General features: G+C 46.1%; 14 protein-coding genes. 7 read left to right on the forward strand and 7 right to left on the reverse strand.

The window, feature by feature from the left end; all coding sequences use genetic code 11:
* Window positions 1-114 precede the first annotated feature (114 nt).
* The 3 genes from M3661_RS01975 to M3661_RS01985 are packed head-to-tail and all read left to right on the forward strand — an operon-like array spanning window position 115 to window position 2,981.
* Entirely contained in the window at window positions 115-1,248 is a 1,134-nt protein-coding gene (locus M3661_RS01975; RefSeq protein WP_251481834.1) for a DUF418 domain-containing protein, read from the forward strand.
* A 15-nt stretch (window positions 1,249-1,263) separates the two neighbouring features.
* Window positions 1,264-2,379 (forward strand): sensor histidine kinase, encoded by a 1,116-nt coding sequence (locus tag M3661_RS01980; protein ID WP_251481836.1) that lies wholly within the window; start codon window positions 1,264-1,266, stop codon window positions 2,377-2,379.
* The gene (locus tag M3661_RS01985; protein ID WP_251481839.1) at window positions 2,376-2,981 is read left to right on the forward strand and encodes a response regulator transcription factor; all 606 of its coding nucleotides are present in this window, start codon (window positions 2,376-2,378) and stop codon (window positions 2,979-2,981) included. The genes M3661_RS01980 and M3661_RS01985 overlap by 4 nt, the downstream gene beginning before the upstream one ends.
* A gap of 7 nt (window positions 2,982-2,988) precedes the next feature.
* Here the strand turns inward: M3661_RS01985 and M3661_RS01990 are convergent, their stop codons facing one another.
* The 4 genes from M3661_RS01990 to M3661_RS02005 all read right to left on the reverse strand — a co-directional run bounded on the left by M3661_RS01990 (window position 2,989) and on the right by M3661_RS02005 (window position 7,657).
* Window positions 2,989-3,573 carry a GNAT family N-acetyltransferase gene (locus tag M3661_RS01990; RefSeq protein ID WP_065290966.1) on the reverse strand — a complete coding sequence of 195 codons (585 nt, stop codon included), beginning with the start codon at window positions 3,571-3,573 and terminating at the stop codon, window positions 2,989-2,991.
* Window positions 3,574-3,689: 116 nt separating this feature from the next.
* Window positions 3,690-5,333, reverse strand: coding sequence for a glycoside hydrolase family 13 protein (locus M3661_RS01995; protein WP_251481843.1), 1,644 nt, complete (start codon window positions 5,331-5,333; stop codon window positions 3,690-3,692).
* Between the two features lie 121 nt (window positions 5,334-5,454).
* The gene (locus M3661_RS02000) at window positions 5,455-6,465 is read right to left on the reverse strand and encodes a LacI family DNA-binding transcriptional regulator (RefSeq protein ID WP_251481846.1); all 1,011 of its coding nucleotides are present in this window, start codon (window positions 6,463-6,465) and stop codon (window positions 5,455-5,457) included.
* 250 nt (window positions 6,466-6,715) lie between these two features.
* Window positions 6,716-7,657: a LysR family transcriptional regulator gene (locus tag M3661_RS02005; protein ID WP_251481851.1), complete on the reverse strand. Its 942-nt coding sequence runs from the start codon at window positions 7,655-7,657 to the stop codon at window positions 6,716-6,718.
* A gap of 125 nt (window positions 7,658-7,782) precedes the next feature.
* Between M3661_RS02005 and M3661_RS02010 the strand changes: the two genes are divergently transcribed.
* Both M3661_RS02010 and M3661_RS02015 read left to right on the forward strand, forming a co-directional pair.
* Complete coding sequence (locus tag M3661_RS02010; RefSeq protein ID WP_251481854.1) at window positions 7,783-8,973, forward strand: MFS transporter; 1,191 nt, start codon at window positions 7,783-7,785, stop codon at window positions 8,971-8,973.
* A gap of 164 nt (window positions 8,974-9,137) precedes the next feature.
* Window positions 9,138-9,629: a DUF2798 domain-containing protein gene (locus tag M3661_RS02015; protein ID WP_251481857.1), complete on the forward strand. Its 492-nt coding sequence runs from the start codon at window positions 9,138-9,140 to the stop codon at window positions 9,627-9,629.
* A gap of 75 nt (window positions 9,630-9,704) precedes the next feature.
* Here M3661_RS02015 and M3661_RS02020 read toward each other — a convergent pair whose 3' ends face one another.
* From M3661_RS02020 to M3661_RS02030, 3 genes are all read right to left on the reverse strand, one after another.
* A complete protein-coding gene (locus M3661_RS02020) occupies window positions 9,705-11,804 on the reverse strand; it encodes a TerD family protein (protein WP_175400492.1) in 2,100 nt (699 codons plus the stop codon).
* A gap of 373 nt (window positions 11,805-12,177) precedes the next feature.
* Window positions 12,178-12,930: a suppressor of fused domain protein gene (locus M3661_RS02025; RefSeq protein WP_251481861.1), complete on the reverse strand. Its 753-nt coding sequence runs from the start codon at window positions 12,928-12,930 to the stop codon at window positions 12,178-12,180.
* Window positions 12,931-13,075: 145 nt separating this feature from the next.
* Complete coding sequence (locus tag M3661_RS02030) at window positions 13,076-13,963, reverse strand: LysR family transcriptional regulator (protein ID WP_021257456.1); 888 nt, start codon at window positions 13,961-13,963, stop codon at window positions 13,076-13,078.
* Between the two features lie 126 nt (window positions 13,964-14,089).
* Here M3661_RS02030 and M3661_RS02035 point away from each other — a divergent pair, with 126 nt between their 5' ends.
* A complete protein-coding gene (locus M3661_RS02035) occupies window positions 14,090-15,280 on the forward strand; it encodes a coenzyme F420-0:L-glutamate ligase (protein ID WP_251481865.1) in 1,191 nt (396 codons plus the stop codon).
* A gap of 149 nt (window positions 15,281-15,429) precedes the next feature.
* Entirely contained in the window at window positions 15,430-16,644 is a 1,215-nt protein-coding gene (locus tag M3661_RS02040; protein WP_251481870.1) for a spr1629 family repressor/antitoxin, read from the forward strand.
* The last annotated feature ends 38 nt before the right edge of the window (window positions 16,645-16,682 follow it).

Raw genomic sequence — 16,682 nt, forward strand, 5'->3', positions numbered from 1 at the left:
TCGAACAATATGACACCTGTCATCCTAATTCCTTTACAGCTGTGAATATTCCACCGCCCCTCTTCCCCACTACAATAAAGCTGCATGATGAATATGAGGGAAGGATGAGTAATTGTGGAACAACGTCAGGAGAGAATCCGTCTGCTCGATATATTGCGGGGATTCGCAATTCTAGGCACATTGGGGACAAATATTTGGATATTTGCACATCTAGGAGATTTATCTTATCTCACTACGTACGCGTATACGGGCTGGTGGAAGCTCGATGATCTGCTCCGCATGATCGTATTATTTTTCGTAAATGGCAAGATGCTCGGCTTATTAACGATCATGTTCGGAGTAGGCATGGAAATGAAGTATCAGCAGGCGAAACGCGCAGGCAAGGCCTGGCCGGGCGTCTATATGTGGGTGCTTCTTGTTTTGCTATTGGAAGGCTTGCTTCATTTTATTCTCGTAATGGAGTATGACATCTTAATGAGCTACGGCATAACAGGCATGATTGCCGCCTTCATTATTCGTGGTGGCGATCGCGCCATATCCAACACGATGAAAGTGATTGGCAGCGTACATGTCATCGCAATTTTGGGTATGCTTCTGCTTGGGCTAATGGGCGCCAATATGTCACTGGGGAACTTTGATCAGGTGGCCACTCTCTACAAGGACGGTTCATGGCTGGAGCAAGTCCAATATCGACTATCTCATTTCGCACAGCTTCGCTTTGAGCCCATTTTTGTCATTCCGTTGAATGTGTTTCTGTTTTTACTCGGCGTTCGCCTTATGCGCTCCGGAGTGTTCGCTCCAGATGAGAATGGGCAGCGACAACGCAGCAAGCTTTTGAAGCTGGGCATCTACGTCGGGGTGCCATTAAACCTGCTTATCTTCATACCCGGCGGCATTTTCGACATGCCCGTCCGCTATTTATTTGCTCCCTTTCTGTCAATTTGGTATATAGCGCTCATTGGTAAAGTGGTACAATATAACCAATTAGATCGGCTGTGGCGCCTGCTTGAAAACACAGGGAAGATGTCGTTAAGCTGCTATGTTATGCAAAATGTGATTGCATCCGTGCTCTGTTATGGCTGGGGCTTAGCATTAGGCGGCAAGTTGAATTCGTTAACCATTATCGCAATCTGGGTTGAGATCTCCGTGTTCCAGCTATGGTTCGCTTCAAGGTGGCTGCGGATCTTCAAGCTTGGCCCTATGGAGTCTGTCCGCAAGCGTGCGGTAGGCATTTTTCAGTCTAGGTGAATCTGGAGGCTATCGATGAAGATCTACCCAAGAGATCAGATGAAACAGTTTCTGCTCATAGATGTAATTGCGATCGTATATTTGTGCTATTTTGTCCTGAGCACGCGTTCCGATCTTGGTCTCTTGGGATCCCTTATGATCCTAAGCTTATTTTTGATTTCTTTCTATATTGCATTATGGCATCGGAATATCTATCTGCTGGCAGCTGTTGTATCTGGTCTCGGCACGATTGCGGTACTCAGTATCTTTATTGACCCCAATTTTCTCATGTTCGGATTTATATTTGCCGATCTGCTGGGCAGATCGAAATCCAAATGGCAAATCGGCGTCGGAACTGCAGCCATAGCCCTTATGTACGCGTTTGTCGCAAGATGGGGAGTAAGTGATTTCTATGCCAGGTATATAATGCATCTCCCCATTATCATTATCCAGATACTCCTGCCTTCTATCCTATACATAAGAGCGCGAGCAGCCAGCCTGCAAGGCCAGCTGGATTCTGCCAATGAACAGCTTGAACAATATGCCCTGCAGGAGGAAAGACACCGCATCGCACGCGATCTCCATGATACGCTGGGACAAACCTTAACGATGATCAAACTGAAAAGCGAGCTGGCTGCTAGATGGGTAGATAGAGACCCTAAGCATGCCAAAGAAGAGCTGAACGACATCCTCAACACCTCGCGAATTGCCCTTAAGCAAGTACGGGAACTCGTTTCCGAGATGAAGTTCATTTCACTGACAAGTGAGCTGACACATTCGCGCAAGCTGCTGCATACGGCTGGCATTGAGCTTGAAATTATAGAGCATGGCCCTCCCCCGCTGCTATCCAGTGTCGAGGAAACGATGATTGCTCTCTCTGTGCGGGAAGCAATTACAAATACGATTAAGCATAGTCAGGCGCAGCACTGCACGATACAGCTTCAAATGATAGATAACAGGTACACCATATACATAACTGATGATGGTGTCGGGCTAAGCGACAAAGAAGGCGGAAATGGCATCCTGTCAATGAAGGAACGAATGCACGCGCTGAACGGCACTCTTACAGTGGAATGCTTGCCTGCCGGAGGGACTGCGGTTGCAATGATGCTCCCCCTCCATCATCTCGGAAAGGAGAGTGCAGCTACATGATTCGCGTTGTGATTGCTGAAGACCAGCAGATGCTGCGAGGTGCCTTTGCCTCATTGCTGAAGTTCGAAGACGATATTGAAGTATTGGCGGAAGTGGCGGATGGGAAGCAGGCATGGGAAGCCATACAGCAGCATAAGCCTGACGTATGCGTGGTAGATATTGAAATGCCGCACATGAACGGCTTAGAGTTGGCATTGCAAATCAGAAACGCCGGGCTTCCCTGCAAAATTGTGATCGTTACCACCTTTGCACGACCTGGTTATTTACAAAAGGCAATGAATGCCCAAGTGAATGCCTATCTGCTTAAGGATGAACCGATCGACTATCTCATTGAATCCATTCGTAGGGTCATGGCTGGAGAACGGGTGATCAGCACCGATCTGGCTGCAGTGCTCTTCATGAACAACGAGAATCCATTAAGCGAGAGAGAAGCGGAGATGCTGCGGCTTACGAAGGAAGGCATGACGACAAGCGAAATCAGCAAATCCCTCTTCCTGACGATTGGCACAGTACGAAATTATCTATCTTCTGCCATTCAAAAGCTGGATGCTGAATCGAGACAGCAGGCCGCATCCATTGCCGAGGAGAAGGGATGGCTTTGAACCATCCCTACAAAAACTCTCCGACAGGGAGATCAAGATTGATCGTCGTGTTGCGGAGTACCTTCTTATGGGCAATAGCCTTTGCCGAAAACAGGCGCATCAGCACAGCGACCTGCAGCGAGTCGCTCGTCAACGCCCTTTCATCACGACTGCCAATAAGGCTTACATCGGGCACAGCCGGCCAGGAGCCGGCTTGATAGTAAAAACCAGCCAGATCTGGATGGCATGTAAATAAGCCAAGATCCACGCCGCTCTGCTCCATCCATCGGGTAGCGGCAGCGACCGTTTTTAACCCATATCCCTGACCTCGATAGTCAGGGTCAGTCGCTACACAGCTAAGTCCTGATAGCCTGAACTTCTCTCCCTCATGCTCGATCGCTTTGGAGACAACTCCCGTATAGCTGACTAATTTTCCATCTGCATAGGCATAGAAGGAACGCGCATTCAGCGCTTCATGATGGGCAGCCGGTATCGTATCCTCCAGCAATCCATCCTCCTCCGGCCATACGCGATGCAGCAAGACGGCAATCTCTCTCCGTAGGGTTGCAGGTGCCTGATTATAATTTATTGATTGTATGATATCATCCGCCAATAGTAGCTTCTCCTTTACGTGAAAGGTCTGGAGGCGACAAATCCCCACTCCCACTCTATTATCCACGAAACAAAAGGCCCACACAAAGGATGTGTGAGCCTCCATCACATATACGATTATAATTTTACCGCGAACACCTCGTATGGCTTCATCGAAAATGTAGTAACGTCGATTTCAGCGCGATCATAGTTGCTCATAATGATCTCGGATACCTTACCATCGACAGCGATTCCATGCTCCTGCTCGGATATGTTTGCTGCCACGAGCCATTTCTCGCCTTCATAGATGCGGTAGTATGCAAATACCTCTTCAGGCGTATGCTCAATCAGTTCGAAGTCGCCCCATACGATAATCGGATTCTCTTGGCGCAGCTTGATTAAGCGCTGGTACGTATAGAAGATCGAATTCGGGTTGTCGAGATTACGCTGCACGTTAATTGTCTTGTAGTTGTCGTTCACATGCAGCCAAGGCGTACCCGTTGTAAAGCCTCCGTTCTTGCTGTCATCCCATTGGATTGGCGTACGAGCATTGTCTCTCCCTTTGGCATTGATCGAGGCAATAATGTCCTCTGCCGCGTATCCCTTGGACAAACGGTCATGATACATATTGATAGATTCAATATCCTCTACCTCATCAATGCTCGACACAGGGCGATTCGTCATCCCTATCTCTTCACCTTGATAAATGTAAGGCGTCCCCTTCATCATATGGAGAAGCACAGCGAACATTTTTGCACTTTGCTCATGGTATTCCTTATCATTTCCCCATCTGGACACGATGCGCGGCAAGTCATGATTGTTCCAGAACAAGCTGTTCCAGCCCTGGTCCCCTAGCGAAGTCTGCCACTTCGCCAGCACTCGCTTCAATTCCGCAATTTCCAGTGGCTTCAGATCCCACTTATCCTTGCCCTCCTGTTGATCCAATCCGACATGCTCGAATTGGAACACCATCGACATTTCCTTGCGTGCCGGATCGGAATACAGCTTTGCGATTTCCGGCGTCGCGCCCCAAGTCTCACCAACTGTCAAGACGTCATGGGAGCCGAATGTCTTTTCATGCATTTCCTGCAAATACTCATGCAGCTTCGGTCCGTTGCCCGTAATTTCTTGATCCGGAATTTTGCCGATGAGATCGATGACGTCCATGCGGAAGCCGCCGACACCTTTATCCAGCCAGAAGTTCATCATGTCATACACTTCTTGGCGAACCTTCGGATTCTCCCAGTTCAGGTCTGGCTGGCGCTTGCTGAATAGGTGCAGGAAATACTGGCCGCTCGCTTCATCGAACTCCCATGCGGGGCCACTGAATATAGAGCCAAGTCCGTTCGGAACGCCACCGTTCACCGGATCACGCCAAATGTAGTAATCGCGGTACTCATTGTCTTTGCCTTTTTTCGCTTCAATGAACCATCTATGCTCGTCAGAGGTATGGTTTACGACAAGATCCATAATGATCTTGATGCCCGCCTCATTCGCCTTCGCAATCAGCTCATCCATGTCATCCATTGTGCCGAACTCGTCCATAATATCTTGATAATCGCTAATGTCATAGCCATTATCATCATTCGGCGATTTATATACAGGGGACAGCCAGATTGCAGTAATGCCTAGCAGCTTCAAATAATCGATTCGATTGATGATCCCTCTCAAATCACCGATGCCATCTCCATCGCTGTCTTGGAAGCTGCGCGGATAAATTTGATAGACAACGGCGGTTTGCCACCATTTCACGTCTTTTGCTTGTTTCATTGTTTCACTCATCGGACACCAATCCTCTCGGGTTGAAATATGAAGCTATCTGAACTAAACGTAAACGTTTACGTAATACATAAAAATCATCTCTATTTCATTGACGTGCAATTGCACATGGATATACTCGTCATTACTTTGCATTTAATGATTTGACCGACTTGCGTACCACTAATTCATGGGGTATCACTTCGGACTCAATCTGTATCCTATGCTGAATCGCATCAATTAATTTCCGGCAGCCTTCTCTTCCCATCTCATACAAGGGCTGCGCAACTGTCGTTAACGGAGGTATCGACATACGCGACACCTTGGAGTTATCGTAGCCGACCACGGACAACTCCTCTGGCACCCTAATGCCGTGCTCAAAGCATGTCGATATAATGCCGAGTGCAGCCTCATCGCTTGCGCAGAATACTGCGGTAATATCGGCTTCCTCTGCAAGGAACTCCTGCATGGTCTGTTTGCCGGATTCGAAGCTGAAGTCTCCGGGCTTAATCAGGTTCAAATCTACCTTGATCCCCAGATCACGCAATGCATGCGTATATCCATCGATTCTCGGGGCACCAGATATCGGATCTCTTGGATTGGCTCCGGCCATCCCTATCTTCCGGTGTCCATGCTGGGTGAGATACTGAACTGCGGTATATGCAGCACGGAAATCATCCACTTTGAGATAAGGTACATCTTCCCTATCCGACTTGGTAGATAGCAAAATAAAGGGAATACCCAGTGATGACATAGCGTCGATTGCAACCTCTTGCAGATCGATGGACACGATAATGAGTCCATCTACTCTGCGCTCTCCCATCAACTTCAGACAATCTTGAATTCGGGAGCCATGGCTGCCGGCATGAGTTAGAATTACACTGTAACCATGCGCATACGAAGTGTCCTCAATCCCTCTAATAATATCGCCATAAAAGGAAGTCGCCACATCCGGCATAATGACACCTATCGTATTGGTCGACTTCTGTACCAAGCTTCTTGCATTTTCATTTTTTCGATATCCCAATTCCTTGGCAACGGCGATAACCTTCTTCTCCGTCTCTTCGTTATATCCGCCAAGATTATTAATGACTCTCGATACGGTCGCGGTAGAGACACCAGCAACTCGTGCGATATCCTTGATTGTAGCTGCCATCTAACCACCTCTCGTGGGTAAACGTTTTTCATAATTCGAAACTGAATAAGACCAGTGAAAATATTATCTGTTAGTTAAACGTTTACGTAACCAATATTAGTTTCCCAGCGCTGTTAAGTCAATGCTTTTTTTGAAGCGTTTTCAGTCATTGAAATCTATGTCCTTCTTACCTTTATGCCAAGAGATGCACTGCTACTCTAGCTTTAGCATTTGCCGCACATTTCGGTGAAATTGCTCCTTACGATTGCTCTTATAAACTGGACATCTCTGTGTAGGCACATTCGTCATCTGCCGATCCTGATACTTGAGCATGCTCTCCTGTGCGCACAAACATTGTCTTTGCGACAGCGAAGAAGGCTTGTACGGCTGGCGACGTGCATTGGAGAGGAGGACTGGCTAAGGCCACTTTACGCCAACTCGATTGCTTAAGATTACCGATACCGATGTTGGGCTGATTTTTGAACGACAGCTCAGGCCCGATGGTAACACCAAGCCCTTCCTGAACCATGCTGGAGATGGTGTTACAGTCCTGCACCTCGAAGCGGATACGGGGAGTAACTTGAGCTTGCTCAAAAATTTCCTCTACATTTGCGCGATAAAGCCCTTTTGGCATAATAAAGTCCTCTTCCTGCAGGTCATGCACATCAATTACAGCTTCATGCTGAAAGCGATGATCTGCAGGGAAAGCGACAACCATCTTATCCTTGACTAAGGGTACGATATGCAAATTCAGTTCCTTGTTCTGCTGGATGACGAAGCCGATATCAATGACCCCTGTCTCGAACCATTCCAAAATCTCCTCATAGGTTCCTTCATAAAATGTAAAGGCAATGTTGGGATGCTTTTGATTGAACTTCGAAATGATGCTTGGCAAAATATTAGCTGATGCGCTGGGAAAACTGCCGATCCGGATCGTGCCTGCCTCCAGATTGGAAGCCAAGGCGGCTTCTTGCTTGATGATTTCCATTTGGTTCAATATTTCTCGCATCGGTATCAGCATCTTCTGGCCAACCTCTGTCAGCAGAAGACCTCTTCGACGATCACGAATTAATAGTGCAACGCCCCACTCCGATTCCAGACTAGCTACTGCGTGACTTACGGCAGACTGGGTCATATTCAGCTTTCCCGCTGCTTTCGTAAAGCTTCCCTGCTCCACTACATGGGAGAAAACTTCAAACCTGGCTATTGTCATAAGTAAAACCTCATGTCATATATGAATAGGATTTGTTTGATTCATGCTAACACGGGATATATACTGATGCAAGAAATCGATATTCATACTTGGCGCGCGCCCTGACAGTAAAGGAGACCAAGTTGATGAATCGTGTAGGCATCTATTTATTGGCGTTAGGCGCTTTTATTATCGGAACAGTGGATTTTATCACGGTGGGGATTTTGAATATGATAGCTGCGGACATGAATGTGTCCATTGGGATGGCAGGCCAGCTTGTCACTATTTTTTCTATTTCATTTGTTATCGGATCATTGATCCTCGTAGCGTTGACGATCCGATTTGAACGGAAAAAAGTATTGTTATATTCCCTTGCTATCTTTTTGGTTGGCAATCTTACAGCGTTTCTAAGCACCCGATTTGAAATGCTTATGGTTTCACGCGTTCTTCTGGCTACTAGCGGCGGTCTGTTCACCGTCATCGCTACCGTGTTCGCTGCTAAGCTGGCCTCGCCTGGCAAGCAAGGTGCTGCTATTGCTACAGTGACTACTGGCTTTAGCGCTGCACTTGTGTTCGGAATGCCCATTGGCACGCTGCTAACGTCATACATGGATTGGCACTTCATATTCCTTATCATAGGTGCAATCACCGTGCTTCTCTTTATCATGCTTGGACGGATGATCCCGACTGCTCCAGGGCAGGCACCCATTTCGCTAAAACAGCATCTGCTGATTATGAAAGATAAGCGAATCTTCAGTGGTTTATTAACGACATTATTTTGGATCATTGGGTATACGATTACGTTTACTTACATTTCTCCGCTTTTACAGGAGATAGGGCATTTTTCCGTTGAAATGATTAGTACGGCACTCCTTGTTTTAGGGATATTTGCCTTTATCGGCTCTCGCTTCGGCGGCTATGCATCTGACAAATGGGGCACAGCCGTAACGATTCGATCCAGCCTCATCCTGCACGTACTGGCGCTGATTGCTTTGCCTGTGGCGTTTGGTTCGACTTGGGGGGCTATGGTCACAATCATGATATGGGGTTTCTCTTCTTGGACGACAACCACAGCCAATCAAATCTATCTCATTTCCTTAAAATCGTCCGCTTCCGAAATCATATTAAGCTATCAGACAGCCGTATTGAACATTGGCATTTCCTTAGGCGCGGCCGTAGGAGGCGTACTGGTTGAACGAGTGCCGATTTTCCACTTCGGTTGGATTAGCAGTGTAATGGTGCTTATTGCTTTCGTTACAGCGTCCTATTCCTTCCTGTTAAGCGAACGTACGAAGAATCGAATGGGGAAATTCGAATTATGCTGTGAAACCAAATAAGAACATACAGAAGCCCACATAAGCTGTGTTCAGCATATAGTGGGCTTCCTCGTGCGTTTCCAAGAAATTTTCTTCGGTAGATCAAAAAAATCACAAATTGTTCACTTATGTGGTGGTGTTTGCTTTCTCTATAATGACGAAGTCTAAAAAGAAAGGATGATCAAATGCCGACAACAAAAAAAGAGCAGCTCTATTTCGGCCTAATGATGTGCTCCGGGATGGTCGTATTCATGACGTTTTATAACCTATACATGCACGGCCTGCTCGAAACACTGTCTTGGAGAAACATACTGGTTCAACTCATTCTGACCTTCTCCATTGCTTTCATACTAGAATCTTTTATTGTGGGGCCCATAGCGAAGAAGATTGCTTTCTCCTTACCCTATGACAAGTCCAAGAAGTTGTTCGTGATTGTATCTGTGGCTTTCTTTATGGTATGCGGGATGGTTCTCTGCATGTCTCTGTATGGATTGGGAACCGCGTACTTGTCGAATCCATTGATGAGCGGATCTTGGTTGGAAAATTACTATTCACTGGTGTTCCAGAACTTTATTTTCGCATTCCCGCTCCAGCTTCTTATTGTAGGGCCAATCGTTCGATTTCTATTTCAGAAATTCGTGAAAGATAAAGGAGTTGTGAAACCGGATTACTATTAAAAACAAGGGCGGCAAGCCAAGACCGGATAACCGGATCCTGGCTCGCCGCCATCTATAGAGCCTAAATATATGCACTCATACAAGGAATTCTGCCATAATCTGCTCGATATCGAATGGAGTAACTCCTTCGTCTACTGAGAAAATCGTATCCGCTTGATCTGCCGATGCAACGACTTCCCCTCTTGCTTGGGCATGGAGCATGAACAGATCATACAGATTCGGCTTCTGCAGAGTAGTCATCGCCTTGCCGATCAATACCATCCCTTTTTGATTTCCTTCTACATTGTTAGAGAAGTCTGGATGCCTTGTCAGCGAGAGATCGGTCCAAATTACAGTTCGCTCTACCAAATCCAAAATAACAGGAATTGCGATTTTCGTATCAGCTGTGACGTCGATTTTATTGGAAACTGTCGTTGGCTCGAAGATCTCGCCGGAACCGGGCTTTTTGCGCATCATCCAACCTGCGAAGCACTCTGGCAATTCGCAATACGGCTGCATCGTAAAGGAGTGAAGTGAAGCGACAATATATCGGCCGCCATAATCCACAATGGATGGAATGTGCAGATCAATAAATTCACAGGCTCCTTGTGGAGCGGATACGATGTCACCGCTGTGCACAGCTCGGTACTTCGAGGATCGCAGATTCGTGTATGAGATATGCTCGACATACTGCCAATTGTGATCGTACATGACAGCGGACAAATCAATATCCACACGGCCCGTAGGAATGCCGTTCACCTTACCTTCCTTCCACCAGGTGAAGAAGCGAACCGTATCCCCTTCTTCCATCGGCATGCGGCTTCCCCGAACAATCGTGCGCAGCGCCTTGCTCGCCGAACGCTGGGAGAACGGAACATTATACCGCTTCATGCGTTCATCGACATACACCTTTCCGAGCGATGGAAGCGCCGAGAACCGCTCCATAAGCGTCTGTTCGCACAGCTGCACAATATCTTGGCATACCGCTGTATCGAGCTCTGGAAGCGTATTGGGAATCGCTACAGCCTTGGCAACATTCCCTTTCGGGAAAAAGGTACGAAGTTCCTTGGGCTCGTTGCGATGGGTAAAATGGGACTTCACTTGCATGAGCACAGGTGTTGACACTTGATTCGCAATTTCACCGAATGCCAATACCACGTACTCCGCTTGTTCCGCAATGCGCAGCAGGTGATCGAGTCTTCTGGCGAACTCGCCTGGGCGCTTCGTCAACAGATCAATCAGCGTCCACACATTCTGATATTGGAAGGCAAGCTCCACGCTGCTGTTATAAGTCGTGAAGGGCTTGTTATTGCGCAATATATCAAAGGCTTCCTTGCTGCTCGCAAATTGCTGCTTATATTCCGATGGATGCAAAATCTCGCCTAACCGAATCCAGCGCTGCTTATATCTCAGCATATCCTCGGTAATCGCTCCGCATTGTTCCAGCAGGCCGAGCAGCAGCCGTCTCTCCGGCCGCTTGAACTTGCGGAAGCGCGTAGGCTCAGCCAGACTAACGTCGCCAGACGACCAAGCAACCGCGAGGCGCAGGACATCGGTAGCCGTCTTGAAGTACGGGCGGATCACATTCAGGTTCGCCTTGTCATGCTTCAATAAGGAACCGGCCACGAAGCCGACGTTCTCCTTGAATGGAATCTCGTCAGGGAGAATATCCCCCAACTCATCTGCATCCGCATTTTCGATAGCGGCGTCGATATCGTTCTGATCTGTTTCGGAAATGGATCCCTTAGCCTGAATAAGCTGGCGAATCATCCTATGGAACTCTGCTCTGCTGCCCAGACCAATTACCTTCAGATCGATCTGATCGAGCAGAGGCGGTCGATCCGCTGCCTCGTAGCGCGGCACATCCAAGGTCACATAATGATAAATCGCATTCAGGTACAGCTCTACATCATCTTCCTGCATCACCTGCTCCGGGAAATCCGGATACATCGGTGTGTATGCCACATGGGCACCTACCATTACCTTAAGATCCGCGACCAGCTCCTGATAGAACACAGTGAACTGATCCCTGGACAAAGTACGGACAGCATTTATTAATGGCTTGGAGAACGTATACCCAAGCTGCTCTATATTCTTCAACGCCGTAGCCAAATGGGATTTAGAGATTCGATATTCTCCTTGCCCTTGGTTCACAATCAACTTATTCGCTCTTCGCAGATAGATGGTATTCATCATCATAAAAAAAGACTCCAGGAAAGCCATATCCCTAATTTCAATGGAAGATTCAATAGAAGGAAGGAATATGATAGCCTGGATGCCCCCTTTCCTAATTAACATCTTCAGGAAAGCTGCGACCCTAGTTCGCCAATGAATGTAGAAGGAAGGATCGCAATAGCCTGAAAATCAAGAGCTCAAAGCCGAGTGGCTTCAAACCTTTGATGCATCCATCATCACATACTTCACACCACGCGAACAGGGTGAAAGTATTACGACTGCCGCGATTTGGTCATACAAAATGGAAGGTACTTAACCTAAAAAAGTCGCCAGCTCTCTCAATGATGTGAAAGAGCTGGCGTTTTAGATTCTAGACAAGAACTAGAATTACTTATTATGACTTGCACGTATTGATTCGTTTCGGATCTAGCTCGAGTACTCCATCTTCCAATTCTGATAATTTGTCTATTAAGGCATCCATACCGTGCTCTAACTTATAATCCATTTCCTCCTTGTACAGAGGAATCAGGAAATAAGTATGAACGTGATTGCCATCCTTGGTCGGGATGACACTGATTTCCTCTTTTAATTGATAAAATACAACCCCATTCAAGCCTGTCCCATCAGCATAAGGCTCGTAGTCCTGAAAATTCGGGATCGTATGTCCATATCCGAGCCACGTGTTATATTCATGTGGAAAACGAGCCATCTGCTTCATAAGTCGGATCGGCCAGTAATTGTTGTCATCCTTAAAGGCATTTTCGGTTAGCTCCCACGAAGCCGGAAGGAACATCATCACTTCCGCCCGATCGTAATTTCCATCCATTTCCGCTCGTATCTCATCTGGAATCGTCATCGGCAAATCACTCATGCCGGTCGTGTACAGTACCCAGAACGGTTCTTCTTCCGTAGGCTCCATTACATTAACATCAATATGTACAATATCGGATATAAGCTCATGAAAGACACCACTGTTCCTCCCCGGAAATACCTTTTCGAAATGGGCAACGATTTCTTCCATGTATTCCATCGGTGCAGGCGGCTCATAACCATCATTGGCACTTTCGCCATATGTGTAAATGGTAGTGCCGTCATTCGCTTTCTCCCCATTATTCTTGCCGCCGAATACCTTCTTCAGAAACCCCATCTTATTCCCTCATCTCATTAGTAATTGGTAAATATTAATAACACAAGTCTACCATAGGACAGGCCTCTCCTCCATTCATCTACTCTCTTATTGAAACTTCATTTTGGAGTTTTGTAACAATTTCGACGCATATAGACGCATAAAATCAAAGTCTCTTACTTTCGATAATCTCAACGAACTTCGTTGACGCTGGAGACAAGGATACGCTTTTCAAAAAACATATGCCAATGCTTCTCTTCGGGATTTCCTCCACCAATTGAACCTCCTGCAAAATCCCCTTGTCCAAATACTCTTGGGAGAATTCCCTCGTCACACAGGCGACGCCTAAATTAATTTTGGCGAACTCTAATAGCAAATGGTGTGAACCCAGCTCAAAATCCGGCGAAATCTGTATGCCTTTTGACAAGATATAATCCTCAACATACTTTCTGGAATTGGACTTCGACTCAAGGAAAATGAGCGGCAGCTTGGCGATTGTATCTAGACTGATTGGGCCAGTTAACAGATGCTTGAACTTTTCCCCGTATACAAAAATATCTTGAATGTCCGCACACGGTCTTAACTCCAATGCAGGATCCTCCAGCGGAAAATTGCATATGCCAATATCCACCCCGCCTGACTTGATCAGCGCACATATTTCAAGGGTGGTTCCATTAATAATCTTGAATTTAATATTGGGATACCGATTATGGAACTCCTCCAGATAGGGAAGCAAGAAGTATCTTGAAATCGTATCACCAACCCCTATTTTCAACTCGCCTGTTGTTAAATTTTTTAACTCCAGCATTTTTTCCTCGCCGACGTGAATTAGATTCATCGCTGAATTCGCATATTCGAATAGGAGTCGGCCTTCGTTCGTCAAAAATACCCCCTTCGATGTCCGCGTGAATAGACGAGTATCCAACTCCCGTTCCAGCTGCATGATTGCTTGGCTAACGGCTGGCTGCGTCATATACATATCCTGTGCCGCTTTAGAGAAGCTTTCACGTTTTGCAACCGTACAAAATACCTTATATAAATCTAACTTACTCACTACATAAGCACTCCTTATACCTAATATTCGATATATTAATTTCACTTATACCATTAGACGGGTGTATAGTACAAATAGGAACGCCATGTCATGTATTCACTATAAGCGATCTAAGGAGCGATTATATTGGAAAGAGTCGTTGGAACTGTAGTAAGAGGCCTTCGTTGCCCCATCATCAATCAAGGTGACAGCATCGAGGATATTGTAGTAGATAGTGTGTTGAAGGCATCCGAAGCGGAAGGCTTCCACATTCAAGATAGAGATATCGTTACGGTTACGGAATCCATAGTTGCTCGTGCGCAAGGCAACTATGCGACAATCGATCACATTGCGCAGGATGTACGTGCCAAATTCGGAGATGCGACGGTTGGGGTCATTTTCCCAATCTTGAGCCGCAATCGCTTCGCGATCTGTCTTCGCGGTATTGCAAAGGGAGCTAAAAAAATCGTGCTCATGCTCAGCTATCCATCGGATGAAGTAGGCAACCACTTGGTGGATCTTGACCTGCTCGATGAAAAGGGCATCAACCCTTGGACAGATGTGCTGACAGAGCAGCAATTCCGTGATTTGTTCGGCTATAACAAGCATACCTTTACCGGTGTCGATTATATCGATTACTATAAATCGTTGATCGAAGAGTACGGCGTGGAATGCGAAGTTATTTTCTCCAACCATCCAAAGACAATCTTGGAGTACACGAAAAACGTACTGACTTGCGACATTCATACGCGTTTCAGAACGAAAAAGATTTTGAAGGCCAATGGCGGGGAAAACGTATATGGTCTCGACGACATCCTGACTGCATCAATTGACGGCAGCGGATGCAATGAATCATATGGCCTGTTAGGCTCCAACAAATCGACAGAGAACAGCGTAAAGCTGTTCCCGCGCAATTCCCAGCCTATCGTTGACAATATCCAGCGCGTGCTCAAGGAAAAGACGGGCAAGCAGGTTGAAGTCATGATTTACGGGGATGGAGCGTTCAAGGATCCTGTGGGCAAGATTTGGGAGCTTGCTGACCCAGTTGTATCGCCAGCCTACACAGCAGGACTGGACGGTACTCCGAATGAAGTGAAACTGAAATACCTTGCCGATAATAACTTCGCGCATCTAAAAGGTGAAGAGTTGAAGCAAGCAATCTCCGAATACATTACCAATAAAGGTGCAGATCTCGTCGGTGCGATGGAAGCGCAAGGCACAACTCCTCGCAGATTGACCGATCTTATCGGCTCTCTGTCCGATTTAACTTCCGGCAGCGGAGATAAAGGTACACCGATTATCTTTATTCAAGGGTATTTCGATAACTATACGAATTAAAACAACATTATCTTATTAAACCGACCTTCTCCGCCCAAATGGCGGAGGGGGTTTTTGTTTTTTATAGACTAAGTAATATCCTTACACCCTATATCTGTTAAAATATACCTGTCTATATACCATTAAATTTGCTGTTAGGAGGGACAGGCATGTTCATTGGCGAAAATCTAGCCAATTTACGGATCATGCACGGATATTCGCGCAAACAGCTCTCCGACATGTTAGGTGTTACCGAACAAGCAGTCTGGCAATACGAGAACGCGTATACTACACCGAAAATGCAGATCGTGAATGAATTGAAACGAATTTTTAACGTAAAAAGCAAATACTTTTATTCGAAAGACATGCTTGCAAAATATAGCTCACCTGCAAATGTCGACGTCATGAATATTGCTTATCGTTCCAAGGTGTTGAATGTCATTTCAAAAACTCAGGCCGAAGCAAAGCATCTCGAATATCTAGATTCCTTTGTGAACTATATAACGGCTAATGTAAGCCATCCGACCCTCAAAATCATCAAGCTTCGGGACGAAGTGATGGATTATGTAATTCATACGAATGACGATAGATCTGTCCAAATCGCCTATGTTGCTCGTTTAGCGAGGAAACGGCTCGATTTATCAACATCCAGCAATGATGATCTCCTGTTCCAAATCGAGAAAAGCGGTGTGTTCGTGTTTGAAAAGGCCATTGGCGAGGAAATCGATGCTTATAGCCTGTGGACTCGAAATGACCGCCCCTATATTATATTAGGAAATTTGAAACGATCAGCTTCTAGGAGGAACTTTGATCTTGCCCATGAACTCGGCCATCTTCTGCTCCATTACCAGCTTGAGTTCGTCAACTTAGATCGAAAAGAACACAAAAATATTGAAAATGAAGCGAACATGTTTGCCGGAGCTTTGTTATTGCCGGAGGACGAGTTCTCACTAGATATGAAAGATGTGTCCCGTCTTACCAATCCTGATGATTACGTAGATCTGAAGAAGAAATGGAAAACATCGCTGCAAGTGTTAGGATATAGAGCCGCAAATCTAGGGATCATTGGGGCCAAAGAACATCGAAATTTCTATGCGTCATTGCACCGAAAAGGTTATTTAAAAATGGAACCGCTTGATGATACCAATCCGATCCAGAAGCCAATGAAAATCAAAACAATCATTGATTTCGCTTCAAAGAAGGGAATAGTGGATATTGGCCACATGATCGAACACGATTGGAAGGTTGAAGTATCCTTCTTTCATCATTTGACAGGAATTGACCCAAGCTTTTTCGAGAAGTATATGGCTAGAAACTTGGACTTTGATCTGCAAAATGTTACTGAAATTACAGAGCGTATTTCTGCTAATAAAATAAAAGCATAGATATGAATCAGTATCCCCTTTACGCACACTTAACATCA

It is taken from the genome of Paenibacillus sp. MER 180 (assembly GCF_023713665.1).
Taxonomy (GTDB): Bacteria; Bacillota; Bacilli; order Paenibacillales; family Paenibacillaceae; genus Paenibacillus_B; species Paenibacillus_B suaedae.

What these genes read in the sequence shown, in the direction of transcription:
- M3661_RS01980 (WP_251481836.1), top strand. Translation starts at nt 1,264, where the DNA reads ATGAAGATCTACCCAAGAGATCAGATGAAACAGTTTCTGCTCATAGAT.
- M3661_RS01985 (WP_251481839.1), top strand. Translation starts at nt 2,376, where the DNA reads ATGATTCGCGTTGTGATTGCTGAAGACCAGCAGATGCTGCGAGGTGCC.
- M3661_RS01995 (WP_251481843.1), bottom strand. Translation starts at nt 5,333, where the DNA reads ATGAGTGAAACAATGAAACAAGCAAAAGACGTGAAATGGTGGCAAACC.
- M3661_RS02000 (WP_251481846.1), bottom strand. Translation starts at nt 6,465, where the DNA reads ATGGCAGCTACAATCAAGGATATCGCACGAGTTGCTGGTGTCTCTACC.
- M3661_RS02005 (WP_251481851.1), bottom strand. Translation starts at nt 7,657, where the DNA reads ATGACAATAGCCAGGTTTGAAGTTTTCTCCCATGTAGTGGAGCAGGGA.
- M3661_RS02010 (WP_251481854.1), top strand. Translation starts at nt 7,783, where the DNA reads ATGAATCGTGTAGGCATCTATTTATTGGCGTTAGGCGCTTTTATTATC.
- M3661_RS02015 (WP_251481857.1), top strand. Translation starts at nt 9,138, where the DNA reads ATGCCGACAACAAAAAAAGAGCAGCTCTATTTCGGCCTAATGATGTGC.
- M3661_RS02020 (WP_175400492.1), bottom strand. Translation starts at nt 11,804, where the DNA reads ATGATGAATACCATCTATCTGCGAAGAGCGAATAAGTTGATTGTGAAC.
- M3661_RS02025 (WP_251481861.1), bottom strand. Translation starts at nt 12,930, where the DNA reads ATGGGGTTTCTGAAGAAGGTATTCGGCGGCAAGAATAATGGGGAGAAA.
- M3661_RS02040 (WP_251481870.1), top strand. Translation starts at nt 15,430, where the DNA reads ATGTTCATTGGCGAAAATCTAGCCAATTTACGGATCATGCACGGATAT.